Below are 25,791 nucleotides of genomic sequence, written 5' to 3'. Positions count from 1 at the left end.
ATTTGATAAGATTATAAAATCTTTTATTAAAAATATGTTGCCTGGTAATATTTTTTTTTAAATGTATTTTAGATTAAATTCTTAATTTCTCAAAATTAGTATGATTTTTACAGGTTCTTTTAAAATATTGATTAAATTGTTAGTTTTTAAGTAAAATTAGATTTTTTTTAAAAAGGATAAATAAAAAAGAGATAAGAATAGTTTTAATGTCTACGTCTTGCAAATTCGTCTAAGATTTCATCGAATTCTACGCCTTTGTAGACAAGTAGTAACATTGTGTGAAATATTAGGTCAGTTGCTTCCCAAACTAAGTTTTCATCATTTTTTGAAGCTAATATGAATTCCCCACATTCCTCAGCAACTTTTTCTAATATTTTGTCTTCTGCTTTTTTATCACTGTCTCTCATGATGTTTGAAGTATAGGAGTCGATTGGATTGTCTCTACGACTTTCTAATACTTTATAAACTTCTCTTATGGTTTTATCATCAGTCATGTAAATGCCTTCTTATTTCATCTTCATTGATTTTTTTTACCAACAATCTTCTTCTCTTTGCTTTTTTTAATACTTTCGGTGATGGCAATTAATGGATGTTGATCATCATCAATTATATGTATGTCGTCAAGTGTATAGATTCCAGATTTATCGGCTGTTTTCTCCACACCTAATTTAATGTCTTTTTTCAATTCAATAACATAGGAATCAATGTTTTTACAACCAAGCTTAACTGAAGCTACAGCTCTATGATGTCCATCAATCAAAATCCAACGGTCTCCAGTATGAACTACAATTGCAGGCTCAGCTAAACCTCTTTTAAGTTCATATATTCTTCCGTCTAATTCATCAGCATAAATCCTATCTTGGGTAGGTCTGATCTTGTCAACCGGAACCTTCTCCTGAATGACCTTCGCCTTTGTATCATATAATTGTTCCAAAGTATTTTTAAAATAATTGACCTTGGAAGGTGTAGATCTTTCAATATGTGATCTTACTATATCTGTGTTTGTTAAGAATCCACTTAGTTTTCCTTCTTTATTGACAACAGGCATGCGAGAGATTCCTTGTCTAAACATGACTCTGGATGCATCGTTTAGAGCCATATCTTCCCTTGCAATGACTACATCCTTGGACATTATTTCATCAACTGTTTCTTTCCAATCCTTTAAGAGTAAATCGAAGGTAGTGACTATTCCTACAATGTTACCTTCTCCATTTACTACTGGAAAACCGTCGTGACCTGTATCTTTCATTGTTTGAATAACATCAGCACATTTAGTGTTAGATTTAACACTTATAACGTTTCGTGTCATATAATCTTTTACTAAAGCTTTTTTTGACATGAAACCCACCTATTTATTCTATTAAATCTTTTAAGATTTTTACAGTTTCACCAGGGTCAGCTTTACCTTTGGTAAGTCTCATAACTTGACCTACTAAGAAATTAATAGAGTTCTTTTGACCTTCTTTATAATCATTTACAGCTTTAGGGTTCTCATCTATTGCTTGTTTTGCAGCCTTTACAACTGCATCCTCTTCAACAATACCAATTAAACCTAATTCTTCACCAATTTCTTTTGGTGATTTTTTATTATTTGGCATTTGTTCTACAATTCTTTGACCTGCTTTTGTGGTAATTTCTTTGTTTTGGAGTAAATTAATGATTTCAACAATATCCTCAGTACTGATTCCACTTTCAGTAAAATCAAATTTATTGTAGGTTAAAACCCTTTTAAGTTCTTCTCTCATCCAGTTTCCAGCGAATACAGGATCAACTTCTTTAGCCACTTCCTCAAATGCATCAGCTAAATCTAATTCTGAGGTTAAAACTTTAGCAGTTTCTTTATCTAATCCATATTCCTCTTCAAATCTTCTAGCTTTATTATGGGGAGCCTCAGGCATTGTTTCTTTAATTTCTTCTATTTGATTATCATAGATTTTCATCGGTGGTAAATCTGGGTCTGGAATAAATCTATAATCGTCTGCATTCTCTTTTGATCTCATGGATACAGTGATCATTTGGGATTCAAGATAAGCTCTAGTTTCTTGTTTAATCTCAATTCCTCTTTTCATAAGATTTTTTTGTCTTACTACTTCAAATTTCAATGCTTTATATGCACCTTTAATGGAGTTGATGTTTTTCATTTCAACCCTGTTTCCACCTTCAATGGAAACGTTTACATCAGCTCTCATAGTACCTTCACCACGAGCTCCACCACTATATTCTAATACTCTGATTAATTGATTTAAGAAGTTACGTGCTTCCTCTGGAGAGTGCATATCTGGTTCTGTAACAATTTCGATTAAAGGTATTCCTGAACGGTTAAAATCTACCACACCTTTATCTGGTTTGTATTGACCAGGATCCTCTTCCATGTGTATTTCCCTTATTCTTACACCATTTAACTCTCCTTCATAACCAATTGGAATAGAGGTTCTTTGGTATCCTGAAGGTAAATCTGGATAGTCATAATGTTTTCTCATGAAATAAGCTGTTCCTTTTTCAATTTTACAATTTAACATTAATGAAATCATTAACGCATTTTCTAAAGCTTTTTCATTTGTAGGAAATGGTTTAGCTCCTGGCTGATTTAAACAAACAGGGCAAATATTGGTATTTGCCGGTGCCTCTTTATAATTTGTAGGGCAATTACAGAATAACTTTGATTTAGTTTCAAGTTGTACGTGAATTTCAAGTCCACATTTCATTTCAATAATAATTCCTCCAATAATTTTTTGGAATTTTAATAATTAATTTAGATTAAAAAATTAGAAAAAATATAATAATAATTTTTTCATATTAATGTAATTTTTATTTTATTTTATTAATAAATATATTTATTTAAAAAATAGTCTGAAAGTTTAAAATTAATATTTATTTTTAAGTGATTCCTTAATGTATCTTCTAATATATTTGCTTAATTTCTCATCATAATCACTTTTATCTTTACCTAATTTAGTTTTATCGGTAAATGTGCCTTTTATTTCTCTACCTGACCATTTGATTTCTTCTTCTACTCTCTTACCATATTTGGTTCCAAACATTTTAAATAATGGAAATTTAGTAACTCCGTTAGCTCCACTTAATATTAAAATTCCAATATTGGCTAAATTATCAATCCATGTTCCACAGATAATCTCTATTTTTGGAAAGGTAATCCTAATTTTTGATACAACCGCAGCATAGTATAATGATGCTGGCTGTGATTCGTTTGCATAAATCGTTTCTTTATGGGGGTTTAATGAGTAGAATATTACCCTGTCAATATGGTGGTCCTTTATATAATCTATTAAATAGTCAATATCTTCTAAATTTTCTCCTAATCCTAGAATAATAGTTATCGCTCTTTTAAATCCTAAATCTTTAGATTTATCTAACATCTGACTAATGTCGTTTAATGGTTTACTTGGACATATCTTGTTATGTAATGTTGGGTTGGCTACCTCTACAGCACCGGTTATTCCAATAACCTCATTGCCGTATTCTTCTAATTCCTTGGTAATGCCTGTATTTAACCAAACGCCATTTCCGGTAATGTCTTTGATTTTACATGCAATGTCTTTAATTTCTGAGGTTTTAAAACTTTTATATCCTCCGGATAGAAATTCAATATTCCAATCTAATCTTCTACACATTTCTGCTTCAGCTAGAATATTGGGAATTCTTCTTTTGGCCTTTGTGGGATCTCTAATTTTGTCTTTCTGTGTACTCATATAACAGAATGCACAGTCTCCTTTATCACAATACCAAGATAAAAATATTGCCCTTTCAAGACTAATCTTGTTAGGATGATTATCCAAAGTGATTTTATTGGCTTTATTGACTTGTTTTAATATTTCCGCACTATTGATCTGATTATTTTCATTCATGTTATCATTAAATTTAGGATTTATAATATTAATTTATAATATTATCAATGTATTTAATAAATATACTTATTTTTCAATAAATAGGATAACATTTAAATACTATGATTTCTAATGTTAATATAGTATTATTGATTTCATTTTTTCAAAAATTCCTTGTGAAAAACGAAAGCTTTATATACTATCTTAACAAATATAATAATGCTGTTTAAAGTTATTGTAATTTTAAACATGGGTTTTATTAAAAACCTGGTGTTTGTAAAATACTTGGTTGAGCTGGGTTTTTTATATGCCATCGTAGCTCAGTAGGTAGAGCGTTCGGCTGTTAACCGATTGGTCACAGGTTCGAGCCCTGTCGATGGCGCTTATGGGCCCATAGCTTAGCCAGGTAGAGCGTCCGGCTCATAACCGGAAGGTCATGGGTTCGAACCCCATTGGGCCCATTACAATTTCTTTACTATGTTTTTATTCGTATGCTCCGTTGGTGTAGTCCGGCCAATCATTCTGGCCTTTCGAGCCGGAGACTCGGGTTCGAATCCCGAACGGAGCATTTTTATTTTAGTTGATTTTTAAAGGGATTGTCTTCTTATTCCGAGGCGGGGGTGCCCGAGCGGCCAAAGGGGACAGGCTTAGGACCTGTTGACGCAGGTCTACCAGGGTTCGAATCCCTGCTCCCGCATTAATCTAACTTTAATATGTATTTATTTTTTCAATGCCGGGGTAGGGTAGGCGGTCATCCTACGGGACTGTGGATCCTGCGACTCGGGTTCAAATCTCGGCCCCGGCCCCATGATTAAAATTGCTTTTTTTGATATTTTACTTTATAGATTATTTTGTTATTTTTCGAGTATTGTTTTAAAAATTTTAAAGGTTTTTAAGTTTGAAAAATATATTATTTTATAATTAAATTTATTTGGTTATAGTATGCCTAAGAAAGGTTCTGCAGAAGAAAGAGATTTGGTACATAAATTGTGGGATAGAAATTTTGCGGCAATGAGGGCTCCGGCATCAGGTGGTGCTACAAAGAAACCCTTGCCGGATGTTATTGCTGGAAACGGTAAGATTTATCTTGCAATTGAGGTTAAAACCACTGTTAAAGATAAGATATATGTGGATAGTCCTCAAATTGAAGCATTAGAGGAATTTTCCAATATATTTGGAGCAAGTCCTTATTTAGGTGTAAAGTTTAAATATACTAAATGGCTGTTTTTGAGTCCAGAGAATATTCAAAGAACTAAAAGCAATAATTATAAGGTAGAAAAAAATTATGCTCTTGAGTTTGGTTTGGAAATAGATGAGATAACTCATATCGATAAACAGGTTAAATTTGAATAATTTTAATTTTACAAAAACATTTAAATATAATATTGTACAAATTATTTATTGTTGTAATATATTTTATTACAAATTTTTTCATATGGGGTTATAGTGTAACCTGGCATCATCTGGGACTCCAGTTGTCTTTGAAGAAAATTAACGCGTAGTCTGACAGTATTAATTGATACAGAATGATGATCAATTGGAGTACTGAGACAAGAGAAATCCTAGGATCGGGGTTCAAATCCCTGTGACCCCACTTTTATATAAAAACTTTTTTTAATACATGTTCTTAGGTTATAGTTCTATTTAAAGTCTTTTTATTGTCTATTTCTGATAATTTTATATTCTACTTTTAAATTTAGTTAATCTTTCTTGTTTTAATTATAGAATTGGTTTATTATCTTGTAATTTATTTAAATTTAAGGGATTCTATCTGATAATTTCAAAATAATAGGAAAATAACTGTTTCATTAAACATTATAAATTCTAAAAATAGTATTATCAGTTAATTTTATTTAAAATCATGGAATTGTAAAAAAATAGTCTCTTAAGAATATAAATTGAATCAATTAAAATAATTTTTTATTTAAAATATTATAAAAATTGTAAAAATAGAATTATTGTTATAATAATTTTAATTAATAAAAATTATTATTTTTATTTTTATTTTAAAAATGGTGAAAGATAGGATATTTGATTTTATTCAAATTTCTTTTCTGTTTTCTTTAATGCATCTCTTTTTACAAGAATAGATATTTTCTCTCCCTTAGTTAAAATATCATCTTGTTTTGGGATTTCTAATCTTCCATTTTCATATGTTGCAATGATAATATAATCGTCATCTGGAGAAACTTCATAGATTTGTTTACCAATTATTTTATTGTTTGTAATAATCATATCTAATATTTCAGCATCTCCCTGACCAAATGCCGTTAAATCTGCAACATTGGGTCTTGTGATAATCTTTTCAAGATAACCTGCAGCTGTTCTTTCAGGGTTAATTACCTCATCGATTCCTACTTTTTTAAATGCCTCTTCGTGATCTGTATTACTTACACGTGCTATAATTTTAGGAATTCCATATTCTCTTACTAATATGCAACTTAATAAATTTGTTTCATCATTACCTGTTGTTGCAACAAAGAAATCTGCATCTTGAATATTTGCTTCTTCTAATATTTTTGTGTCAGTTCCACTTCCACAAATCACTAATGCGTCTAATTCAACTGATGCATTATTGGATAATACTTCATTATTTTCAATAAGTGTAATATCATATCCATCTTCAATAAGCAAAGATGCTAAGGAAAGACCTACACGTCCTCCTCCCATAATAACAGCATACATTAAACCACCCTGTATTAATTATTTATTATTTATTATCTATTAAAATGATAATTAAAATTTAATAGTTCATTGATAAATATTATTCTATTTATATTTATGATATAAATAATTTTTATTAAATTTTTTTCTAAAAATAGTAAATTTATTTTAAACTTGATTTATTGTTTTATTAAAACCAGGTTTTAATTGAAATTATATAAAACATTTCTATTTCTATACTTTATGTACTCTTCGTCTCTTTATTTTAGTTCATGATTTAATATTAATCTTTAGTTTTAATTTAACGGATTATAAATTAAATTCATAATTAAAACATAGTTAATGATTAATTTTTATTCATTTAATAATAAAAAAAGTTATTTGTAAAATTAATTATATTTTTTTAGAATATGGATTAACTTTACTAATGATGTTGTTGATGAATTGTCTTTGTTTTTTGCTTGGTTTAAATAGTTCTAATGTTCCTCTTAACATTACCAATACAGGTATGATTTCTAATCTTCCAAGCCACATGTCAAATGTAAGGGTTAACTTTACTATTATGGGCATATCTGGACCTGTAACTCCTGAGCTTAATCCGCTATTGCCACATGCGGATATCACATCAAATAAACTGTCTAATCCATTGTATCCATTTGCAATAAGGATTATCCAACTTATTAAAATTAGTGTTGCAGCTATTACTATGTAAGAACTTGATTCTTTAACGTTTCTGTCAGTTATCTCTTTGTTCTGTATTTTCAATTTAAAGATTCTACCTTCGGGAGATAAGATTTCCATAATGGTTTTTTCAAAACCTTTAATTGTAGTTAGTATACGAATTACCTTAATACCACCTGATGTGGATCCACTTGAACCCCCTATGAACATTAACAGTAATAGTATAATAATCCCAACACTATTCCATCCCATCATTTGATTTGAAGATATACAATTTGCACCAGTTGAGGTTGTTGCAGATATTACCATGAATAATGCATCTGTTGGAAGAATCTTGCATGAGAAGAATATAAGGGTTGTACATACTACTATTAATAATATAATAACTTTAAATTGAACATCGTCAAGAATAGCTTTTCCTTTTGTTTTAAATACTTTATAATGAACCGGAAAACTTATACTTCCAAGAATCATTATGATCATACTTATAATATATATGATCTCATTGTTGTAAAATCCTATATTGGCATTTTTTATTGACATTCCGCCGGTACAGATCATTGCAAAACAAAGGTTAATTGCATCAAATGGAGGTAATCCTGCTAAAAGATATAATACGACTCCAAAAATAGTATAAATTACATATATTTCAATGGTTTTTTGCATTGTGTTAACAATACTAGGTTTTATCCTTTCGTCTCTAGCTTCGGATTTATAAAGTTTAGCCGCTGCAGTACCGGAACGTATAAGTACTCCTATTCCAATAATTACAACTCCTAAACCTCCAAGCCATCCTTCAAAACTTCTTAAAAACTGTATTGATTTAGGTAAAACCTCAACATTTGTAAACATTGTAAGTCCTGTACCTGTCCAGGTTGACATATTTTCAAATAAACCATTGATCAATGGGAAGTTTAAAATAAGCTTCATTGCAATTGCCCCTAAGATACTGGCCCATAGCCAAGCAAGTGCGGAAACAGCCATTGCATGTTTTAACCTAATATTGTCGGTATCTTTAAATGCTTTATTAAGTGAGGTTCCTATTATCAATGATAAAGCACTTGTTATTGCAAAACCTATTATACAGTTGGTTTCTAAGTAAAGAATGGAAATAATAATTGGAACTAGAAACGCCACACCTAATGCTTGCATTACCCTTCCAAGATAATGGCTTATAATCTTTATGTCTTTCTTGTTTACAAATTTCATTATTATAACTTCTCAAACTATGTATAATAAAATATCCCTTAAAATATGATTTAGTAATTTAACATTTATATTTTGTTAAATAAATTATTTATATATATTTTAATAAATATAAATTAAATACAAATTTATGGATTTTTAAGAATTTAGTTATTCTTTATAATGGACTTTTTTATTAAAAGGGATATGATGAAACATAAGACTTCATTACTTATTATATTTGGTTTAATAATTATGGTAATCATGTTATACTTCATTGGTATTGACCAAATTGTGTATGCTTTATCTGCAGCTAATTTATGGTATGTTTTACTTGCCATATTATTGGAATTTGTAGTTTATTTCTTATTTGCATTAAGATGGTATATTATTAATGGTCTTGCAGATATTAAGGTCAGTTTATGGAAATTATTGCCTATGGTCATGTTAAGTCTTTCAGTAAACAATATTACTCCTAGTGGACGTGGTGGGGGAGAGCCTGTAAGGGCTTATGTTTTAACTAAGGAAGTGAATATTCCTTTTGAAGAAACTTTTGCAACGGTAATTGCTGATAGGGCTATGGATACATTTCCTTTTATTGTACTTGCAATTCTCACTATAATTTCTGTTATTTTAAATTTCAATCTGGATTTAACTATTATAGCTATTTTGATTATAGCAGTTGTTGCAGTTATTTTGGCAGTTGCCGCTATCGTTTATATGTCTATAAATGAAGGTTTTGGACAGAAGGTAATTGGTGGTCTTGTATGGTTACTTCATAAATTTTCTAAGAAAGATACTGAGCAAAGGGAAAAGAGGCTTGTAAGCGCAGTTAATGGTTTTCAGGAAACTATGAAGGTGATGTTATCTGACAAAGATCTTATGTATTATGCATTGCCTATATCTTTTTTAATATGGATAGTTGAGATTTCCCGTGTGGTTTTAATTTTCATGGCATTTGGTTATCCGGTTTCTCCAATTGTTATTGCCGAGGTATTTATAATATCTGTATTAGTTGGTTTTATTCCATTTTTACCGGGGGGAATTGGACTTATTGACGGTACCATGATATTGTTCTTTGCAAGTGCAGGAATACCATCTGGAATCAGTGCTGCAGCAACAGTTATTGAAAGGTTAATATCCTATTGGATGACCACCTTTTTAGGTTTACTCACTATTCCTTATTACGGTGTAAATGTTTTGGAAAATATAACAGGTCCTAAAGATAATGGGAAGGACAATACAAAAGAATTTGATGATGCAGTTGATAATATTAAAAAATTGAATAAAATGACTAAATAATTTTATTAAATTTTAATCAATTTTTTTGTTATTAACCTATTTTCTATTAATTTTTCGAATTTTTTAAATAGTTATTTTATTTTCTATTTTTTTTTGCTTGATTTTCATTAATTTTTAGAGCCTCTTAAATATCTGGTTTATTTCTATCTTTTTAATTGATTTTTTTTCTTGATTTTAAGAATAATGCTCTTTTTTGATTTCTTAATTTAAATAAATCCATTAGATTTACTTTATAATTTTTATAAATATTAAATAGAAAACTTTATTTTATTATTTAAATAAATTAAAATGTATAAGATTATATTATCTTAAATTAATTTTAGGTGAAATAATGGAAAATAATGGTGTAGAAATAGTTGATACTTTCGCTGAAGGTTTCGGAATAAAAGTTTCAAGAATGATTATTACTGCTGCAACTAAACATTTAGCTGAGATTGCAGCTACTGAAGCAACAGGTTATGGAACTTCTGTTATTGGTTGTCCTGCTGAAGCAGGTATTGATCATTACGTACCTCCAACAGAAACTCCTGATGGAAGACCTGGTTTTGCAATAATGATCTGTCACATGTCTAAAAAATCATTAGATAATGAACTTATGGAAAGGATTGGTCAATGTGTTTTAACTGCTCCTACCGCAGCAGCATTTAATGCACTCGATTCTGAAGATAGTTTCAAAACTGGAAACAAACTTAGATTCTTTGGTGACGGATATGAAACCGAAGTAGAAGTAAATGGAAGAAAAATGCAAAGTATTCCTATCATGTCTGGAGATTTCTTAGTGGAAGATACTATGGGATGGAAAGAAGGAGTAGCTGGAGGAAACTTCTTTATCATGGCAGATAGTCAACTTTCAGCTGTAACTGCTGCTGAAGCTGCTGCTGATGCTATTAAATCTGTACCTGGTGTAATCACTCCATTCCCAGGTGGTATGGTTGCTTCCGGTTCTAAAGTTGGTTCCAAATACAAATTTATGAATGCATCTACCAATGAAAAAGTTTGTGTAACCTTAAAAGATAAAGTAGAAACAGAATTACCAGATAATGTATTTGGTATGATGGAAATCGTTATTGATGGTCTTGATGAAGAATCTGTAAGTGCTGCTATGAAAGCAGGTATTGAAGCTGCTTGCCAAGTTTCCGGTGTTTTAAGAATTGGTGCTGGTAACTATGGTGGAGATTTAGGTCCATACCATTTCCATTTAAAAGAATTATAAAATAGTTATTCCTATAACTATTTTTTTTATATTATTGCATTTTTTGAGTTTTCACTGGCTATTTTTATTTAATTTTATAAATTGTCCTTTTTTGTGTTTTATTTGGAAGTAGTTGATTTTTGTAGGTTTATTATTTTTTTATTGAGTTTTATTTAAAGGGTTAATTGATTTTATGGAACTTACTTATTTTTCGAGTTTTATTAAAATAGTCCATTTATTTAATCTATAATAAATATCTAATTTTATTAAAAATAGTAGTTAGTTATAATTGCATTAAGGATTAAATAGATGGAATAAATCTAATTTTAATGGAAATCCTTAAATATGCAATTATTAAATTTAGTGATGTTTTATAATTTGTTTGTTTTTTTTTAAAATTATTCCCCAGATAATATCTCATTTACCCTTTGATTGTTGTAGACAAATATTTCCTCGTCAGTCATATTAACTCCAATAAGGGAATTGTTATCTTTTAATTTTTTAATAACCTCATCTATAATTTTTTGGCTTGGGCCACTAATTAGATGGGATTCAATTGCTTCATTAACTCTAAATAACTGTGTTAGTGAATTGTTTGAATTTTCTATATGGTTTTCTTTCCAATATTCCTCAACATCTTCGGTGGTTTTAAAACCAACATCTCTTGTAAAGGGTTTTTTTATTCCTTGAAAATGGTATTCTATACTTTCAATTGTACATCCATGATTCAGGATGGTCTCTATTTCATTTTTAATATTTTCAGGGTTTAACGTATAGGTGATTCTTACAAGATGAGGTTTAACAGATGCGAGGAAAAGTTCAACCCCTCCAGTGAATTCTGGAGAAATAACCTTATTTGCACCAGCATTATATAGTCTTCGGATATTCTCCTGTTTACTTGCCCTTGATACAATCCATGTCTCGGGAGATTCCTCTTTAATGCTCAATACAATAAATAAATTATTTACATCACTACCTGTTGTTAGAATCAATCCATTAGAATGTTTGATTCTAAACTTTTTCATTATGTCTAAATCGGTTGCATCTCCATATAATGTTAAAACATTATCGTTGGATTGGATTGTCTCATCCTCATTTAATTTTTCAATCTTCTCTTTATTGTTATCTACTACTATCACTTTCTGTTTCCTTTGAATAAGTTCCTTTAAAACAACGGAGCCTACACGTCCATATCCACATAAAACATAGTGGTCTTCCATACTTTCTAATTTCCTTTTCATCTTTGAACCACTTCTAAGTCTATCAATCTTCATTGAAACATTTTCTATAATAGCACTAAATATATAAGCAATAAGCCCTATACCTGTTAAAGCTAAGGTAATAACAAATATTTTCTGTAGAGGTGTCACTGGAGAAATATCACCATATCCTACAGTTGCGATTGTTATTATTGTAAAGTAAATAGAATCTACAAGATTTAGGTGCATAATTAACATTGAGCCTATTATACCATAGGTAAACAATATGATTATTATTAATATTCCGGTTATTGTAAGATTTTCGCGAATTATTGCGAAATTATCATCATTATTTTCTAAACTCAAATCCAGACACCTAAACCTTATTTTTTTCCTGATGTTTTTTACATTTAATATATTAAAATATTTAATATTCTAATAATATATATTTCTATTAATTATTTATATAAGTCAAATGAGGATTAATTTTTCATTTTAAATAAATTTATTTTTCAGGTGTTATTATGGATCCGATTGATATGAATGCAACAGATTTAAATTGTGAGTGTTTAGGTTTAAGCAGGTTATGTTTAATGGAATCTGCAGGTAAATCATTATCAGATGAAATCTCAAAGATAATCACATATAAATTTTCACATCCTGTCAAGGTGGCATTGTTCACTGGCTCTGGAGGTAATGGTGGTGATTGTTTTGTTGCAGCACGTTATCTTTTAAACAGAGGTTTTACAGTTGAAATCTATTCATTATATACTGCAGACAATATTAAATCTAAGGATGCCAAGGCTAATTTTGATGTTTTATTAAATATGGTACCTAGAATTTCCCGTCTATCAATCAATTATATTAATGATCTTTCCGACTTTGATGACATTGAATTTCATGGGGAATATGTTATAGTGGATGGCATCTTAGGCACAGGTATTAAAGGTAAACTTAGGCCTAAGGCAAGAAAGGCCATTGAAATAATGAATGGGGTAGGTAATCTTAAGGTTGCTGTTGATGTACCTTCTGGTTTAGATCCCTTAACCGGGGAGGTATCCGATATTGCATTTATGCCGGATTATACAATTACTTTCCATAGGATTAAAACAGGTGTTAAAATAGCAGGAGAGGATAAGGTAGGTAATCTGGTTACCTGTGATATAGGTATACCTATGGAAGCGGAATTATTTGTTGGTTATGGGGATTTAATTAAAATAAATAAAAGGGGTTCAAATTCCCATAAAGGTCTTAATGGTAAGGTTTTAATTGTCGGTGGAAGTAAGGATTATTCCGGTGCCCCCGCCATTGCAGGTATGAGCGCCATATCCTCTGGTGCTGATTTGGTTTATGTTGCATGTCCAGAGTCTGCAAGTTTAGCCATTAAATCAATGTCTCCAAACCTTATTGTAAAAGGTTTAAATGGTGATTATTTAAATATGGACAATTTGGATAGTATACTTGAATTATCAGATGAGGTTGATGCAGTTTTATTAGGTCCTGGAGCTACAATAAATGATGAAACCGGTAAACTATTTAATGTTTTAGTTCATAAAATCAAAAAACCAATGGTCTTAGATGCAGATGCTCTTAAATTAGTTGATTTGTCTTTAATTAAAAATAGGGAGGATTTAATTGTAACCCCTCATTTATTTGAATTTAAGTCTTTCTTCAAATCAGCTATTGAACAAAATTCCATAAGTGGAGATAATATTAAACCATTAACAGAACCATTAGATCATGATTTAATCAACGAACAAATTGAAACACTTCAATCAATTGCTAAAAACATTAAGGGTACCGTTGTTTTAAAAGGTAAATATGATTTGATCATCCAGGGTAATAGGTTTAAAATCAATAAAACAGGTAATCCTGGCATGACTGTTGGAGGTACCGGGGATGCATTATCTGGTATTTCAACAAGTTTACTTGCTCAGGGATTAAATAGTTTTGATGCTGGTTCCCTTGCAGTTTATCTTAACGGTCGTGCTGGAGATTTAGCTATGAATAAACAGGGTTATGGATTTTCCGCAACAGACATTATTCAGTATTTAGGTGCATTAATGGCAAATATTATTAAATAATTTTATTATTTTTTTAAGTGGTATAATGTCTGATTTTAAAAAAGCTATATTTAAAAGTAGGCCTAATCGTTTTATTGCTATATGTGAAATTGACGGTGATGAGGTTAAAGCTCATGTTCCAAATACCGGAAGATGTAAGGAATTGTTAATAGAGGGGGTTACAGTATACTTGCTTCCAAGCAATAATCCCAAAAGAAAAACAAAATATTCCTTAATATTTGTTGAGAATAAGGGGGAATTAGTGTCATTATATTCCCAGGATGCAAATAGGGTTGTTTTTGAAGGTATTAAATCTGGAAAAGTCAAAGAACTTAAAGGATATAATATTATTGAAAGGGAAAAAACAATTGATAATTCAAGAATTGATATTTATCTGGGAAAGGAAGACAATGGAGAGATAATGGAAGATTGTTACTGTGAAGTAAAAGGTGTAACTCTAATTAAAGACGGTTGGGCACAATTTCCAGATGCACCAACGGAAAGAGGTAGCAAACATTTAAAAGAGTTAATTAAACTCAAGGAGGAAGGTCATAGAACAGTTGTCTTCTTTTTAATTCAACATCCTGCAGCAGATTACTTTAGACCAAATTGGGAAAATGATCCTGATTTTGCAGGAAACTTAAATGAGGCATATGAGAAAGGTGTCGAGATATTGGTTTATAAGTCTCATAATGGTCTGGATAAAGTGGAGCTAGAAGGAAAATCATTGGATTTTACTTTAAAAAAATAGTTCTGGTTTTAATAAAAAAATAAATTGTTTATTAATTGGTATTTGTTTTAGATTCATCTAATATTATAAATCCATTAGCTCTTTAAAGACGTCTCCTATATTATCGTTTATCAAAACATCTGCCTGACTATCATAAGGGGTTTCATCCTTATTTATTATAACTAAATCCTTTCCTTTAAAATATTGTATCAATGTTGCAGCGGGATTTACTACTAGGGAGGTTCCGCCAACAATTAATGTGTCACATGTGCTAATATAGTCAACGGCAAAACTTAATATAACCTGATTTAAAGGTTCCTCATATAATACTACATCGGGTTTAATCATTCCACCACATTTACATCTTGGAATACCTTCACAGTTTACAACATCGTCAATTAGATATGGTCTTCCACATTTCATGCAGAAGTTTCTATATATGCTTCCATGAAGTTCCAATACATTTTCACTGCCTGCTTTTTGATGTAGGCCGTCAATGTTCTGGGTAATAATTGCCTGCAATTTACCTGAATCTTCTAGTTTTTTAAGTCCTATATGGCAATTGTTTGGTTTTGCATTTTGAAAAATTAGATTTTTCCTGTAATAATCATAGAATTTTTCTGGATTTTTAATAAAATAACTGTGTGATATTATCTCTTCTGGTGATGCGCCATATTCTGTTTCTGTATTATATATTCCGTTATTGCTTCTAAAATCAGGTATTCCACTTTCAGTTGACACTCCTGCTCCACCAAAAAATACGATATTATTTGAATTATCGACTATTTCCTTTAACTTATCAATTTTTTCATTAGAACTCATTTTAAATCAACCTTGATATTAATTGTATTTCTTTATATCACTGAAATTATTAAGTTTTTTTTATATTTTTAAAAGTTTTAAGAAATAGTATTATTCTTAAGAATATGAATTGTTTTATGTGAATATTTATTTAATCTTAAGTAATTAAAAAAATAGTTTAATAAGCTCTTAGAATGTAGTTAAATATCTTTAATTATTAGTAATATCTAAATTTATTAAATCTAGATTATAGTTGGATATTTTTAATTATTATTTAAATACCTAAAAAAAGTTTAATTGAATCTTTAATGTTTTTGAATATTTCTTTATTAATATTGATAATCTTAAAATATTCATTGGATAAATTAGTTTAATTAAAATAAAGAATTCATTAATGTTTTAAGTAAAAAGTATTATTATTATTTAATTTTATTATAAGATTTAAAAAAAGTAAAAAAAGGTAATGTAGTAAAAACTACATATTAAGTTTTTGATAGTTTGCACCTTGTACATTATGGTATTTAATCATACCTTCAAAGTCTTTTTGATCGTTTTCTTTATCTTCAAAGGTGATTTGTTCAATACTGTGTAAACTGAATGGAGATTCTCTAGTTAATGGTTCAATATTGCCTTTATATAGTTTCATAACTACTTTACCACTAACCCTTCTTTGCATTTCATCAATTGCTTGGTCAAGATCATCTCTTAAAGGTTCTTGCCACATAGCTCTGTAGACGAGATCAGCATATATGGTACTCATAAGTTCAGCAAATCTTAATTCACTTACAGTTAAAACTAATTCTTCTAAAGCCTTATGTGCAGCAATTATTAATTTTGCACCAGGTACTTCATAGGTTTCCCTACTTTTAAATCCGACCATTCTGTTTTCAATACTGTCTACTCTACCAACACCACAAGCTCCAGCTATTTCGTTAGCTTTTCTAATAATGTCTACTAAAGGCATCATTTCTCCATTTATTGCAATAGGTATTCCTTCTTCAAATTCAATTGCAACTTTTTGAGGTGTGTCTAATGCATCTTCAGGAGATTTGGTCCATTCATATATCTCTTCAGGTGGTTCAATTGATGGATCTTCAAGGTCTCCTCCTTCAATGGATCTTCCCCAGATATTAATATCAATACTGTAGATTTTATCGTTCTTTAAAGGAAGGTTGTGTTTTTTAGCATATGCAACTTCTTCAGTTCTAGTTAGGTTTAATTCTCTGATAGGGGCAATAACTTTTAAGTCGCTCATTGAGTTAATTATAGCTTCAAATCTGAATTGATCATTACCTTTTCCAGTACAACCATGTGCAATTGCAGTTGCTCCTTCTTTTTTAGCAACTTCGATAATTTTCATAGCAATTAAAGGTCTTGCAAGAGCAGTACTTAATGGATAACCTTCATATTCTGCATTAGCTTTAATGCCTCTTGATATATAATCGTTAGCAAATTCTTCTTTAGCATCAATAATATAGTGTTTACTATTGTTTAATTTATCTGCAGAGTTTTGAGATTTTTCAATTTCTTCTCTAGGTTGTCCAACATCAACACATGCAGTAATAACTTCATAATTATATTTTTCTTCTAATAATTTTACACATACAGTAGTATCTAATCCTCCACTGAATGCAAGAACTACTTTTTCCATAAAATCACCTAATATTATATTTATAAGATTTAGTAATAATTTGAAATAAATTTTTTATAAATTAAAAAAATAGTTTCATACTAATAATATAATTTATTTTATTTATTATATAAATATAGTTTTTATACTCGTTTTTAAATCATTATTTTTTATTATTTTTATATGATTTTGTATTACAAAAAATCATTTAGGTTAATTTAAATAATATTCTTTAGAAATTATTATTTGGAAAAAATTGTTTTTTGTTTTATTTTCCTTTATTTTTATTTTATTTTAGGAGTTTTTCTAATGGAATCAGATGATGTTTATTCAGAAAATTATTATAATATTCTTGAATCATTAAAGTGCAATATTAGCTTACTTGATTCCTGTATTAATTCTGGAGGTTATATCTCTGCTAATCAAGTTCTCTATAATAAGATTCCTAAAAACGATATCTTTAAAGATCTATTAAATATCGCTATTAAGGGCACTCCTTTAATTAAGATAGGTAATAGTGGACCTAAAGTAATGATTGTAGCAGGTATACATGGTAATGAATTGCCTCCTCAACTTGCTTGCTTGTATCTAATCGATTATTTATTGTCAAACGAGGTTAATGGTACTGTTTATTTAATCCCATTTGCGGCTCCTAATGCAAGTATGAATAATTCAAGATCCTTTAATGGTGTTGACTTAAACAGATCCACACTTGATGAGGGTTCTATTTCAAATATAATCTATAACATAGTTGGCTCTGAAGATATTGAGGCTGTCGGTGATTTCCATTCCACTAGTCTAAACAGTAATCCCGGTAGGGAATCAGTTTTCTCATCTTCCCATCCGACTAAGCTTAGTTATGAAATAGGTAAATATATTGCATCAAGTGTCGGATGTCAACTAATTAACTATGATAGTGCAGGAATTTTATATAAGGGTGCACTTGAGGATGAGTGTAATAAGATAGGTATTCCTGCTGTAACCTGTGAAGTTGTATCTCCATTTGGATTTATGGCTCCAAATTCTTATAAACGTTCTTTACTTCAGATGTTTAAATTTCTATCTTTTTTTAATATAATTTAATTATTTATTTCTTTTCAAATGCTCTAGGCTAATTTATATTTAAATATAATTTAATATTCTTATTAATTAATTAGTTAATTGTATTTTGGTTATTTTATGTCTTCTTATAAATTACATAGTTTGTTTGGTCTTGTTTTAGGATCATTGTTTTTTCAAAATCCTTTGGCTATCTATCTCTCTTTAGTTAGCTCAAATATTCCAGATAATGATCATAAATTCAGAAAAGATAATGTTTATAAATTGATTATCGCAGGTCTTTTAATTTTCATTGTATTGTATATTCTTAAACTACCTTATTACTTGGGGATTTTATTATGTATTCTAGGTTTAATCTTTTATTTTTCTTCACATAGAGGTTTTACTCATTCCCTATTGGGTATTGTAATTTTGGGCTTTTTGATATTTTCAATAATAAAATTAGGCTCAAATATCCTATTGTCTTTAGGTTTATTTGGGAATTATCAATACTCTTATTACTTGTCTATATTGGTTTTTATAATATTGCTAAGTATATTTTCCCTAAATCACAGATTGGTCTTACCGTCTATTTTGATTTTCTCAGGATTATTTTATCTATTTCCCAATATTTATTTAAATGATTATATCCTTTTATTTTCAATAGTTATAGGTTTATTTTCTCATATAATATTGGATTCATTCACATCTTCAGGTGTTAAGGTTCTATATCCTTTATCTGGAAGAAAATTCTATAAAAAATTCGGTATTGTTTCTTTGATAATCATAATGATGTTGGCAATATTAATTTACAATGGTTTTTTATTACCTCTTATAAGTTTTTTATTTAAAATTGATTTGTCATTATTTATTATAAAATTTCATAATCTCATGTTCTGAACATTTTTTATTTTATTTTCTATTTTTTAGTTTATTTTTATTAAAATTTTAATTTTTAACATATTTTTTAATATTTTTTGATTTCATTTAAAATTTTTAGATTTTATATTGATAATTAAATGAAAAGATTTATAATAAATAATCATGATATATTTTAATGTATTCATGAGATTTTCAAAAAGAGTGGTTTAATAATCTTCATGAAAAGATTTTATTTATTAAAAGTTGGGGCTTTTTTCATGTTTTTAAGAAGAGTTTATTACGGGATACTTTATTTCTTGGATTTAATTTATGAAATTATAAAAGCTACCTGTGATGTATCTAAAAGAGTGTTTAACAAAGATATAGATCCAGTTGTAATTGATATTCACACGGAATTAGAAAGGACTGTTTCTCAAACAATTTTAGCGAATAGTATTTCATTAACTCCAGGTACCTTATCAGTAGATTTAGATCCTGAAAGTCAAATAATTAAAGTAGCGATTATAGCTCCAAGAGATGTTAAAGATGTTATTCCTTTTGAGCCATATATTAAGGAAATGTTAGAATAATGTCTTTTTTTATAGAATTATTATTTTATGTGTGATATTGATGAATATACTACTAATTTCAGAATATATTTTAATTGCAGCACTCTTATTTATGATGTTAGTTGCTCTTAGATTAACTGCAAGAAGGAGTATTTCAGATACTTTAATTGGATGTTCTGCTTTTGCATTATGTACTGGAGTTATTCTTGTTATTGTAGGTGATATATTTTCAATTAATTTCTGTAAAGATATATCTTTAGCAATTATATTCTTAGGGGTTGTTGGTACTATAGGTTATGCAGTTGTAGCAGGGAGGACTTAGAAAATGTCTTTTATTATTCAGTGTATTCAAGCTATTCTTCTATTAATTGCAGCTATTTTGGTTGTTATTGCTGCCATTGGTATTGTCAGATTAAGTAATGATGATATGAAAAATGTTGACTATGCTAGATTACATATTTTCGGTGTATTGGACATAGCTTGTATCATTGCATTTTTAGGTTTAAATCAATTATTATTAGCTTTATTATATTTCTTAGTTGCTCCATTTGTTTCTCATGCAATTGCTAATGCTTATTATAACAGTGAAGATAAAATTAATAACAAAAATGAGGATAATGAACATGTTTGAGCTTATAATAATAATATTAGTAATCATTACTACTTTGGTAGCATCTGTTTTAGCTTTGGTTCAAACAGATTTATTGAAAGTGGCGATTTTAACTGGTGTTTCAGGTGTAGGAATCGCTTTCTTATATCAAATATTATTGGCTCCAGATGTAGCTTTAACTCAAGCTATTGTTGGAGGGGCAATTATTCCAGTATTCTTGGCTTTAGCTGTTAAAAAAACTAAAAGGGTTGATGATGAATGATTGGAGTGGACACACAATTATTAGCTTTATTAACTGCGGGAGCTTTAATCATTATTGGACTTTTTGCAGCAATATTGATTGATAATTTAATTAAAAAGATTGTAGGTCTTTCCTTCATTGAAGAAGGTGTAAATCTTTTTATAATTTGTTTAGGTTACAAGGAAGGAGGAGTTGTTCCTATTTTCCTGCCTGGTATGGATTCAAATTGGTTTGCTTTAAATTCCGCATATCCATTACCTCAGGCTTTAGTATTAACTAGTATTGTTATTGGTGCTAGTACTTTAGCAGTTATGTTAGCACTTGCTATGGTTCTCTATAAAAAATATGGTAGTCTAAGTACTAGTAAAATTTTAAATCATAAAACTGATATGGGTGATGAAGAATGAATGCAATGATCCCTTTGATTGTAATTATTCCAATTATTGCAGCATTACTTTTAAATCTCTTTGGAAAAAACAATAGGACGATAAAGGTTATTGCTTTTATTGTAGGAATTATTTTACCAATTCTAACTTTAATTACAGGCTATGGATTACATTATTTCGGTGGTCATCAACCTTTATCATTAAGTAATATAAGTGGTTTACCAAGTTATATAAGCTCAACAGGATTATATAATCTACATCCTGCAATTACATATAACTTCACTTCCCTTTCAAAGGTTTTTATATTCATGATGGGAATTGTGGTTTTCTTATCAATATTTGCATATTTAAATTCTGAGAAGAGGGCATCAGGACCATTTTTATTCCTAGTATTTATGGGTACTGCTTCAGTATCCGCAATGATGATGTCTGATGATCTATTTAACATGTATGTATTTTTTGAGATAGCAGCATTAATCCAAACAGGTATTATTATTGCCTCAAAAGCAGAGGATAATTATGAAACAGCTTTAAAATACATGATAATTGGTTCTATTGGAGGTCCTATATTACTCTTAGGAATTGCTATATTGCTTGCAATTGCTGGAAGTGTTAATATAACTGATATTGTAAATATTGTTAACACTAGTTTAATACGCTCACCACAAACAAGACCTATAGTATTATTCTCATTTGGATTAATTTTCTTTGGATGGCTTTATGCATCAGGTTTTCCACCATTCCATGTAATAAAATCATCAATCTACAGTAAAGCTGAGCCTTATGCAGCCTCTGTACTTCAAGGTATGAGTTTATTAACTTTAGTTGCATTTGCAGTTGTAATGTTTAGAATATTTGGAAAATTAAATCTATTTAAAGGGGCAGTACTTTTAATTTCCATTATGGCAATGGTTTTAGGAGTTTCAATGGCTGTTATGCAAACAGATTTTAGAAGAATGATAGCATATCTATCAGTTGGTGAATTGGGTTTTGTCGGTTTAGGATTTGGATTAGGTTCTAGATTTTCAATTACTGCAGGTCTGTTCCAAGGTATTAATGAATTAATCGTAACTGCATTATTATTCATAGGATTAGGCGCAGTAGTTTATTTAACTAACACTTCTAATACTAGAAAGTTAGGGGGATTAATTTCTAAAAATGAATCAATGGCGATTATGGTATTACTTGGTGGTTTTGCAATGGCAGGAGTACCTCCATTTAATGGTTTTAGAAGTAAGTTTATGATTATTGAAGCAGCTTTAAATTCAGGTTTTCCTGAGATTTCTGTAATAGCTATACTTGTAAGTATTGCAACGTTCTTTGTATTTGTTAAGGCTTTCTATTCAATATATTTAAAACCTCAACCTACTGATTTAGAATTTGTACATGAAACAATTCCAAGATCTATGGTGTTTGCAGTTGCAGTGTTACTTATATTCTGTATTGTTTTAGGTTTATATCCGGGATTAGTTACTAATCCTATTGCTGAACTTATAGGAGGGTTACTATGAGTTTTTATGAAGATTTCATAAATTCATTAAAAGATAAATTCTCTAATAATCATTTAAATAATGAGAATGTTTCAGGTGCTATAGCTGCAGAATTGATTCTGATCTCATCAGTATTATTATCTGCATTGTTACTTAGACATATTAGTGTGATTTTAACTGCTATAATAATCTTAATACTTATAGTGTTAATCTTTACTAATCTACCAATTAGTATTAAATTATTCTCTGAGCAAGATGATTCAATGGATAAAATGATGTTTTATTGTATTATTGCTTTAGGAATTATTGTAAGTGTAATTTATTGGGGTGGTATATAATGTCAAACTCTATTAGAAATATTGTAGCTTCTGTAGCAGCCCTATTATTTTCAATTTCATTATTGGATGTATTTTATAACATTAAAGCTGTTATACAACCTGGAATTAGTCAGGTTTATAATTTCCTTGGAACCCAAATAGAACCTAATATGGTTACTTTAATTGTTTTTGATTGGAGAGGTTATGATACATTAGGTGAATCCTTAATATTGGTATGTGCAGTTGTGGTTGTTCTTTTAGTATTTGGTAAAGGAAGACTTAAGGAGGGTAAAGATGACAAATAAAAAAACCAGTCCTATTCTTAAAATGTTTGCTTTGCCTGCCTCATTGATTTTTATCTGTGCAGGAATATTGACAATATTAGGTGGTCATATTACTCCTGGAGGAGGATTCCAAGGTGGAGCGATGATTGCTGGAGGAATTATCCTTTGTTTATTGGTATTTGGTTTAGATGATTCTCCAATAAATCTTTCAGAGAATTTTATCACTGCCTTTGAATCAATAGGTGCTTTAGGTTATATCGTACTTGGGCTTATTGGTTTATATTTCGGAGGTTCATTTCTATACAATGTAGGTACTGATTTCTATTCAATTGTACCCTCAAATATTGTAAACATATTCCATTATCCTGATGTTACAAATGCGGGAATTGTACCTTATTTCAATATATTGGTAGGTTTAAAGGTATTTGTTGGTTTAACCGCTATTGTAATTGTATTTTTAGGTTTTAAATCTTTAAGTGAGGAAAAGGAGGAAGAAGAATGATAAATTTAGGTCCAATAATTTTTGGTTTAGTATTTGGATTTGTAATAGGATCTAGACTAAGGTATACTGAATACTTTACAAATTCTTCACTTATTGTAATGTTTATAATATTGGTATTAGTTGGGTGTTTGGAAGGAGCATTCCCATATTATACTGATTTTTCATTTTCAACTGGATTTATAGCTGCCGCTATAGCTTTAGTTTTATCAAAATTGATATTTGGAAGGAAAAAGAATACAAATTAAAAATTCTTAGTTTATGGAAGTTAATATTATGTTTTTATCTACAAATAATTGTGAAGGTTTGGGAGAATGTGTCAAACAGTGTCCTACTGAAGCTATACGATTAATAAATGGTAGAGCTTTTAGTTGTATTACTTGTGGTGCTTGTTATCGTGCTTGTCCTAACCATGCTATTTATAAAAATAAATATGGTGGTTATGGAGTCGATAGGGCAAAATGTAATGGATGTGGTGTTTGTAAATTTAATTGTCCTATAAATAATATTAAAATTGATGAAGATGGAGTTGTAAAAGGAATCTGTGCACGTTGTGGTGTTTGTACTGATATTTGTCCAAACAATAATAGGGTAGATGGTTTTGATTTAATTAAGGATAAACAGATAAGTTATTTAAAATCATTGGATGCGGCTCTTCCTAGATATGAAACTCATACTCGTCCTGCTACTGAATCAAAAACTAGATTATGTGTAAATACTAATTTGGATGATTGTATTTTATGCGGAAGATGTGAATATTACTGTCCTACAAATGCTATTCGTCTAACAGTAGATAAAGCTAGGGGATTATGTAACCAGTGTAATATCTGTGCCGATGTATGTCCAACTCAGTCTATTAAAAATGGCATAGTTAACTATGATACCTGTTCATTATGTTTAAACTGTCTTAAAAACTGTCCTAATGATGCCATAATTCTTGATGACTTTAAAATTTCCGTTAACAAGTTACAACAGGAAAATAATGGTAGCATTATCTCCTGTTTAAATTGCGGATTATGTGAAGATATATCAGAAACTGATTCATTAGTTATTGTTGACGGTAAGTTAAGGTATGATATTTCAAAAGACTTTGATACATTAAATAATTTTAATAAGTCTATTGAATATTGTCCTGTTTCTACTTTACATATTAATAGTAATGGAATTGTTATAAACAATATTGAAAAGGATTCCTATCTTGAGGGATATTGTACTTTGTGTAGTAATTGTGTGTCTGTCTGTGAGCAGAATGCACGTGTATATGATTTTGTTAAATGGGACGGTAAGGCAAATGATACATGTATTAACTGTGGAACTTGTGTAGAGGTATGTCCTGAAGATGCTATAATTCTTAAAAAAGAGGGAATTGAAGTAAATCTTGATGATTGTATACTCTGTGAAAGATGTGCAATTTATTGTCCTGTAGATGCGATTAAAAAATCTACATTATCTAAAAAGGTCATTATTGATGGATTTAATAAGATAGATCAAAACTTCTGTATTAATTGTAAATTATGTTATAATATTTGTCCTGAAGATGCAATCATTGATAATGGAGACAGTCTTACAGTTAATCAGGATAAATGTATTTACTGTGGAGCATGCAAGAATATCTGCCCTTCAAATGCATTTATATTTGATAGGACATTTGTAAATAAAAATCAAACTATCAGGTGTTCAAAATGAAAAGTCTAATTAGAATCACATTAGAAGGTATTTATTCTAACTTTAAGAGGATTTTTTTTGCTTCAGATAGAGTTACTGATATGGATTTAAGAAATGATGTCTTAAATGGTAATGTTAAACCTGAAAAGAAAGTTGATACCGATGCTTGTATTGGTTGTGGTGGTTGTGCTAATGTCTGTCCAACCGGTGCCATAACTATGAAACGATTGGATCAAGCAGAATGGTTAGTTGATGGTTGGGCTAAAACTGAAGTTCCTGTATTTGATAGTAATAAATGTGTTGTATGTTATTGGTGTCATGATTTCTGTCCAATATACTCCTTATTTGGTGAGCAGGCAACAGTTCATCCAAATGCCGTTGGAGATATTACTATTGATACAAAGGAATTAATTGAGAAACCATTTAGAATACCTCAGGATAAACTTGAGTTTATTTCTCAGTATTTATCAGATAAAACTATTATTAAGAATCAGGAGAATAAATCAAAGAATTCTAAATAATTATTATTAACTTATTAT

Annotated in this window: 28 protein-coding genes and 6 tRNA genes; 25 read left to right on the top strand and 9 right to left on the bottom strand. The window is 29.5% G+C overall.

The window, feature by feature from the left end; genetic code table 11:
- Window positions 1-203 precede the first annotated feature (203 nt).
- The 4 genes from hisE to ON24_RS04805 all read right to left on the bottom strand — a co-directional run bounded on the left by hisE (window position 204) and on the right by ON24_RS04805 (window position 3,866).
- On the bottom strand, window positions 204-494 hold the full coding sequence (gene hisE, locus ON24_RS04820) for a phosphoribosyl-ATP diphosphatase (RefSeq protein ID WP_016359172.1): 291 nt from the start codon (window positions 492-494) through the stop codon (window positions 204-206).
- Window positions 495-517: 23 nt separating this feature from the next.
- Window positions 518-1,339, bottom strand: coding sequence for a CBS domain-containing ParB/RepB/Spo0J family partition protein (locus ON24_RS04815; protein WP_040682123.1), 822 nt, complete (start codon window positions 1,337-1,339; stop codon window positions 518-520).
- A 13-nt stretch (window positions 1,340-1,352) separates the two neighbouring features.
- The gene (gene gatB, locus ON24_RS04810) at window positions 1,353-2,705 is read right to left on the bottom strand and encodes an Asp-tRNA(Asn)/Glu-tRNA(Gln) amidotransferase subunit GatB (protein ID WP_040682122.1); all 1,353 of its coding nucleotides are present in this window, start codon (window positions 2,703-2,705) and stop codon (window positions 1,353-1,355) included.
- A gap of 159 nt (window positions 2,706-2,864) precedes the next feature.
- Window positions 2,865-3,866 carry a radical SAM protein gene (locus ON24_RS04805; RefSeq protein WP_016359169.1) on the bottom strand — a complete coding sequence of 334 codons (1,002 nt, stop codon included), beginning with the start codon at window positions 3,864-3,866 and terminating at the stop codon, window positions 2,865-2,867.
- A gap of 288 nt (window positions 3,867-4,154) precedes the next feature.
- Between ON24_RS04805 and ON24_RS04800 the strand changes: the two genes are divergently transcribed.
- The 7 genes from ON24_RS04800 (at window position 4,155) to ON24_RS09265 (ending at window position 5,439) form a co-directional block, all read left to right on the top strand.
- Window positions 4,155-4,227 (top strand) — tRNA-Asn (locus ON24_RS04800).
- A 5-nt stretch (window positions 4,228-4,232) separates the two neighbouring features.
- A tRNA-Ile gene (locus tag ON24_RS04795) sits at window positions 4,233-4,306 on the top strand.
- Between the two features lie 32 nt (window positions 4,307-4,338).
- Window positions 4,339-4,413, top strand: a tRNA-Glu gene (locus ON24_RS04790).
- Between the two features lie 46 nt (window positions 4,414-4,459).
- A tRNA-Leu gene (locus tag ON24_RS04785) sits at window positions 4,460-4,542 on the top strand.
- Between the two features lie 35 nt (window positions 4,543-4,577).
- Window positions 4,578-4,653: transfer RNA gene (locus ON24_RS04780), tRNA-His, on the top strand.
- A gap of 134 nt (window positions 4,654-4,787) precedes the next feature.
- On the top strand, window positions 4,788-5,198 hold the full coding sequence (gene hjc, locus ON24_RS04775) for a Holliday junction resolvase Hjc (protein WP_016359168.1): 411 nt from the start codon (window positions 4,788-4,790) through the stop codon (window positions 5,196-5,198).
- A gap of 84 nt (window positions 5,199-5,282) precedes the next feature.
- A tRNA-Trp gene (locus tag ON24_RS09265) sits at window positions 5,283-5,439 on the top strand.
- A 443-nt stretch (window positions 5,440-5,882) separates the two neighbouring features.
- Here the strand turns inward: ON24_RS09265 and ON24_RS04770 are convergent.
- Both ON24_RS04770 and ON24_RS04765 read right to left on the bottom strand, forming a co-directional pair.
- The gene (locus ON24_RS04770) at window positions 5,883-6,530 is read right to left on the bottom strand and encodes a potassium channel family protein (protein WP_016359167.1); all 648 of its coding nucleotides are present in this window, start codon (window positions 6,528-6,530) and stop codon (window positions 5,883-5,885) included.
- A gap of 372 nt (window positions 6,531-6,902) precedes the next feature.
- The gene (locus tag ON24_RS04765; RefSeq protein ID WP_040682121.1) at window positions 6,903-8,399 is read right to left on the bottom strand and encodes a TrkH family potassium uptake protein; all 1,497 of its coding nucleotides are present in this window, start codon (window positions 8,397-8,399) and stop codon (window positions 6,903-6,905) included.
- 186 nt (window positions 8,400-8,585) lie between these two features.
- On the opposite strand from ON24_RS04765, the gene ON24_RS04760 reads away from it, so the two are divergent.
- Together ON24_RS04760 and fhcD are read left to right on the top strand one after the other, a co-directional pair.
- Window positions 8,586-9,677 (top strand): UPF0104 family protein, encoded by a 1,092-nt coding sequence (locus ON24_RS04760; RefSeq protein WP_040682120.1) that lies wholly within the window; start codon window positions 8,586-8,588, stop codon window positions 9,675-9,677.
- Between the two features lie 331 nt (window positions 9,678-10,008).
- Window positions 10,009-10,890, top strand: a complete 882-nt coding sequence (gene fhcD, locus ON24_RS04755) for a formylmethanofuran--tetrahydromethanopterin N-formyltransferase (protein WP_016359164.1) — start codon at window positions 10,009-10,011, stop codon at window positions 10,888-10,890.
- Window positions 10,891-11,267: 377 nt separating this feature from the next.
- On the opposite strand, the gene ON24_RS04750 is transcribed toward fhcD, so the two are convergent.
- On the bottom strand, window positions 11,268-12,434 hold the full coding sequence (locus tag ON24_RS04750) for an NAD-binding protein (RefSeq protein WP_050553556.1): 1,167 nt from the start codon (window positions 12,432-12,434) through the stop codon (window positions 11,268-11,270).
- A gap of 158 nt (window positions 12,435-12,592) precedes the next feature.
- On the opposite strand from ON24_RS04750, the gene ON24_RS04745 reads away from it, so the two are divergent.
- Both ON24_RS04745 and sfsA read left to right on the top strand, forming a co-directional pair.
- Window positions 12,593-14,152 (top strand): bifunctional ADP-dependent NAD(P)H-hydrate dehydratase/NAD(P)H-hydrate epimerase, encoded by a 1,560-nt coding sequence (locus tag ON24_RS04745; protein WP_040682119.1) that lies wholly within the window; start codon window positions 12,593-12,595, stop codon window positions 14,150-14,152.
- A 25-nt stretch (window positions 14,153-14,177) separates the two neighbouring features.
- Window positions 14,178-14,882, top strand: a complete 705-nt coding sequence (gene sfsA, locus ON24_RS04740) for a DNA/RNA nuclease SfsA (protein WP_040682118.1) — start codon at window positions 14,178-14,180, stop codon at window positions 14,880-14,882.
- Between the two features lie 63 nt (window positions 14,883-14,945).
- Here sfsA and ON24_RS04735 read toward each other — a convergent pair whose 3' ends face one another.
- Both ON24_RS04735 and ON24_RS04730 read right to left on the bottom strand, forming a co-directional pair.
- The gene (locus ON24_RS04735) at window positions 14,946-15,683 is read right to left on the bottom strand and encodes an NAD-dependent protein deacylase (RefSeq protein ID WP_040682117.1); all 738 of its coding nucleotides are present in this window, start codon (window positions 15,681-15,683) and stop codon (window positions 14,946-14,948) included.
- A gap of 454 nt (window positions 15,684-16,137) precedes the next feature.
- Entirely contained in the window at window positions 16,138-17,313 is a 1,176-nt protein-coding gene (locus ON24_RS04730; RefSeq protein WP_016359159.1) for an argininosuccinate synthase, read from the bottom strand.
- Window positions 17,314-17,601: 288 nt separating this feature from the next.
- On the opposite strand from ON24_RS04730, the gene ON24_RS04725 reads away from it, so the two are divergent.
- The 14 genes from ON24_RS04725 (at window position 17,602) to ON24_RS04665 (ending at window position 25,773) form a co-directional block, all read left to right on the top strand.
- Window positions 17,602-18,375: a succinylglutamate desuccinylase/aspartoacylase family protein gene (locus tag ON24_RS04725; RefSeq protein WP_081585237.1), complete on the top strand. Its 774-nt coding sequence runs from the start codon at window positions 17,602-17,604 to the stop codon at window positions 18,373-18,375.
- A 96-nt stretch (window positions 18,376-18,471) separates the two neighbouring features.
- Complete coding sequence (locus ON24_RS09540; RefSeq protein WP_076621400.1) at window positions 18,472-19,230, top strand: metal-dependent hydrolase; 759 nt, start codon at window positions 18,472-18,474, stop codon at window positions 19,228-19,230.
- 200 nt (window positions 19,231-19,430) lie between these two features.
- A complete protein-coding gene (locus ON24_RS04720) occupies window positions 19,431-19,781 on the top strand; it encodes a monovalent cation/H+ antiporter subunit E (RefSeq protein ID WP_016359156.1) in 351 nt (116 codons plus the stop codon).
- Between the two features lie 40 nt (window positions 19,782-19,821).
- Entirely contained in the window at window positions 19,822-20,082 is a 261-nt protein-coding gene (locus ON24_RS04715) for an energy-converting hydrogenase B subunit B EhbB (RefSeq protein ID WP_016359155.1), read from the top strand.
- A 3-nt stretch (window positions 20,083-20,085) separates the two neighbouring features.
- Window positions 20,086-20,391: a monovalent cation/H+ antiporter subunit G gene (locus ON24_RS04710; RefSeq protein WP_040682116.1), complete on the top strand. Its 306-nt coding sequence runs from the start codon at window positions 20,086-20,088 to the stop codon at window positions 20,389-20,391.
- Window positions 20,384-20,632: a DUF4040 domain-containing protein gene (locus ON24_RS04705; RefSeq protein ID WP_016359153.1), complete on the top strand. Its 249-nt coding sequence runs from the start codon at window positions 20,384-20,386 to the stop codon at window positions 20,630-20,632. Before ON24_RS04710 ends, ON24_RS04705 begins: the two co-directional genes overlap by 8 nt.
- Entirely contained in the window at window positions 20,629-21,018 is a 390-nt protein-coding gene (locus ON24_RS04700) for a cation:proton antiporter subunit C (protein WP_016359152.1), read from the top strand. The genes ON24_RS04705 and ON24_RS04700 overlap by 4 nt, the downstream gene beginning before the upstream one ends.
- Window positions 21,015-22,508 (top strand): energy conserving hydrogenase EhbF, encoded by a 1,494-nt coding sequence (gene ehbF / locus ON24_RS04695; protein WP_040682115.1) that lies wholly within the window; start codon window positions 21,015-21,017, stop codon window positions 22,506-22,508. Before ON24_RS04700 ends, ehbF begins: the two co-directional genes overlap by 4 nt.
- The gene (locus ON24_RS04690) at window positions 22,505-22,825 is read left to right on the top strand and encodes a hypothetical protein (protein WP_016359150.1); all 321 of its coding nucleotides are present in this window, start codon (window positions 22,505-22,507) and stop codon (window positions 22,823-22,825) included. The genes ehbF and ON24_RS04690 overlap by 4 nt, the downstream gene beginning before the upstream one ends.
- Window positions 22,825-23,109 carry an energy-converting hydrogenase B subunit H EhbH gene (locus ON24_RS04685; protein WP_016359149.1) on the top strand — a complete coding sequence of 95 codons (285 nt, stop codon included), beginning with the start codon at window positions 22,825-22,827 and terminating at the stop codon, window positions 23,107-23,109. The genes ON24_RS04690 and ON24_RS04685 overlap by 1 nt, the downstream gene beginning before the upstream one ends.
- Window positions 23,099-23,590, top strand: coding sequence for an MnhB domain-containing protein (locus ON24_RS04680; RefSeq protein ID WP_040682114.1), 492 nt, complete (start codon window positions 23,099-23,101; stop codon window positions 23,588-23,590). Before ON24_RS04685 ends, ON24_RS04680 begins: the two co-directional genes overlap by 11 nt.
- Window positions 23,587-23,835, top strand: a complete 249-nt coding sequence (locus ON24_RS04675) for a hypothetical protein (RefSeq protein WP_016359147.1) — start codon at window positions 23,587-23,589, stop codon at window positions 23,833-23,835. Before ON24_RS04680 ends, ON24_RS04675 begins: the two co-directional genes overlap by 4 nt.
- Window positions 23,836-23,863: 28 nt before the next feature.
- The gene (locus ON24_RS04670; RefSeq protein ID WP_040682236.1) at window positions 23,864-25,273 is read left to right on the top strand and encodes a 4Fe-4S binding protein; all 1,410 of its coding nucleotides are present in this window, start codon (window positions 23,864-23,866) and stop codon (window positions 25,271-25,273) included.
- A complete protein-coding gene (locus tag ON24_RS04665; RefSeq protein WP_016359145.1) occupies window positions 25,270-25,773 on the top strand; it encodes a 4Fe-4S binding protein in 504 nt (167 codons plus the stop codon). The genes ON24_RS04670 and ON24_RS04665 overlap by 4 nt, the downstream gene beginning before the upstream one ends.
- Window positions 25,774-25,791: the final 18 nt, after the last annotated feature.

The sequence above is a fragment of the Methanobrevibacter boviskoreani JH1 genome (assembly GCF_000320505.1).
GTDB lineage: Archaea > Methanobacteriota > Methanobacteria > Methanobacteriales > Methanobacteriaceae > Methanarmilla > Methanarmilla boviskoreani.
The sequence above is the reverse complement of the archived record's forward strand: the minus strand, read 5'-3'. Positions and strand labels throughout refer to the sequence as shown.

What these genes read in the sequence shown, in the direction of transcription:
- hisE (WP_016359172.1), bottom strand. Translation starts at nt 494, where the DNA reads ATGACTGATGATAAAACCATAAGAGAAGTTTATAAAGTATTAGAAAGT.
- ON24_RS04815 (WP_040682123.1), bottom strand. Translation starts at nt 1,339, where the DNA reads ATGTCAAAAAAAGCTTTAGTAAAAGATTATATGACACGAAACGTTATA.
- gatB (WP_040682122.1), bottom strand. Translation starts at nt 2,705, where the DNA reads ATGAAATGTGGACTTGAAATTCACGTACAACTTGAAACTAAATCAAAG.
- ON24_RS04805 (WP_016359169.1), bottom strand. Translation starts at nt 3,866, where the DNA reads ATGAATGAAAATAATCAGATCAATAGTGCGGAAATATTAAAACAAGTC.
- hjc (WP_016359168.1), top strand. Translation starts at nt 4,788, where the DNA reads ATGCCTAAGAAAGGTTCTGCAGAAGAAAGAGATTTGGTACATAAATTG.
- ON24_RS04770 (WP_016359167.1), bottom strand. Translation starts at nt 6,530, where the DNA reads ATGTATGCTGTTATTATGGGAGGAGGACGTGTAGGTCTTTCCTTAGCA.
- ON24_RS04765 (WP_040682121.1), bottom strand. Translation starts at nt 8,399, where the DNA reads ATGAAATTTGTAAACAAGAAAGACATAAAGATTATAAGCCATTATCTT.
- ON24_RS04760 (WP_040682120.1), top strand. Translation starts at nt 8,586, where the DNA reads ATGAAACATAAGACTTCATTACTTATTATATTTGGTTTAATAATTATG.
- fhcD (WP_016359164.1), top strand. Translation starts at nt 10,009, where the DNA reads ATGGAAAATAATGGTGTAGAAATAGTTGATACTTTCGCTGAAGGTTTC.
- ON24_RS04745 (WP_040682119.1), top strand. Translation starts at nt 12,593, where the DNA reads ATGGATCCGATTGATATGAATGCAACAGATTTAAATTGTGAGTGTTTA.
- sfsA (WP_040682118.1), top strand. Translation starts at nt 14,178, where the DNA reads ATGTCTGATTTTAAAAAAGCTATATTTAAAAGTAGGCCTAATCGTTTT.
- ON24_RS04735 (WP_040682117.1), bottom strand. Translation starts at nt 15,683, where the DNA reads ATGAGTTCTAATGAAAAAATTGATAAGTTAAAGGAAATAGTCGATAAT.
- ON24_RS04730 (WP_016359159.1), bottom strand. Translation starts at nt 17,313, where the DNA reads ATGGAAAAAGTAGTTCTTGCATTCAGTGGAGGATTAGATACTACTGTA.
- ON24_RS04725 (WP_081585237.1), top strand. Translation starts at nt 17,602, where the DNA reads ATGGAATCAGATGATGTTTATTCAGAAAATTATTATAATATTCTTGAA.
- ON24_RS09540 (WP_076621400.1), top strand. Translation starts at nt 18,472, where the DNA reads ATGTCTTCTTATAAATTACATAGTTTGTTTGGTCTTGTTTTAGGATCA.
- ON24_RS04720 (WP_016359156.1), top strand. Translation starts at nt 19,431, where the DNA reads ATGAAAAGATTTTATTTATTAAAAGTTGGGGCTTTTTTCATGTTTTTA.
- ON24_RS04715 (WP_016359155.1), top strand. Translation starts at nt 19,822, where the DNA reads ATGAATATACTACTAATTTCAGAATATATTTTAATTGCAGCACTCTTA.
- ON24_RS04710 (WP_040682116.1), top strand. Translation starts at nt 20,086, where the DNA reads ATGTCTTTTATTATTCAGTGTATTCAAGCTATTCTTCTATTAATTGCA.
- ON24_RS04705 (WP_016359153.1), top strand. Translation starts at nt 20,384, where the DNA reads ATGTTTGAGCTTATAATAATAATATTAGTAATCATTACTACTTTGGTA.
- ON24_RS04700 (WP_016359152.1), top strand. Translation starts at nt 20,629, where the DNA reads ATGATTGGAGTGGACACACAATTATTAGCTTTATTAACTGCGGGAGCT.
- ehbF (WP_040682115.1), top strand. Translation starts at nt 21,015, where the DNA reads ATGAATGCAATGATCCCTTTGATTGTAATTATTCCAATTATTGCAGCA.
- ON24_RS04690 (WP_016359150.1), top strand. Translation starts at nt 22,505, where the DNA reads ATGAGTTTTTATGAAGATTTCATAAATTCATTAAAAGATAAATTCTCT.
- ON24_RS04685 (WP_016359149.1), top strand. Translation starts at nt 22,825, where the DNA reads ATGTCAAACTCTATTAGAAATATTGTAGCTTCTGTAGCAGCCCTATTA.
- ON24_RS04680 (WP_040682114.1), top strand. Translation starts at nt 23,099, where the DNA reads ATGACAAATAAAAAAACCAGTCCTATTCTTAAAATGTTTGCTTTGCCT.
- ON24_RS04675 (WP_016359147.1), top strand. Translation starts at nt 23,587, where the DNA reads ATGATAAATTTAGGTCCAATAATTTTTGGTTTAGTATTTGGATTTGTA.
- ON24_RS04670 (WP_040682236.1), top strand. Translation starts at nt 23,864, where the DNA reads ATGTTTTTATCTACAAATAATTGTGAAGGTTTGGGAGAATGTGTCAAA.
- ON24_RS04665 (WP_016359145.1), top strand. Translation starts at nt 25,270, where the DNA reads ATGAAAAGTCTAATTAGAATCACATTAGAAGGTATTTATTCTAACTTT.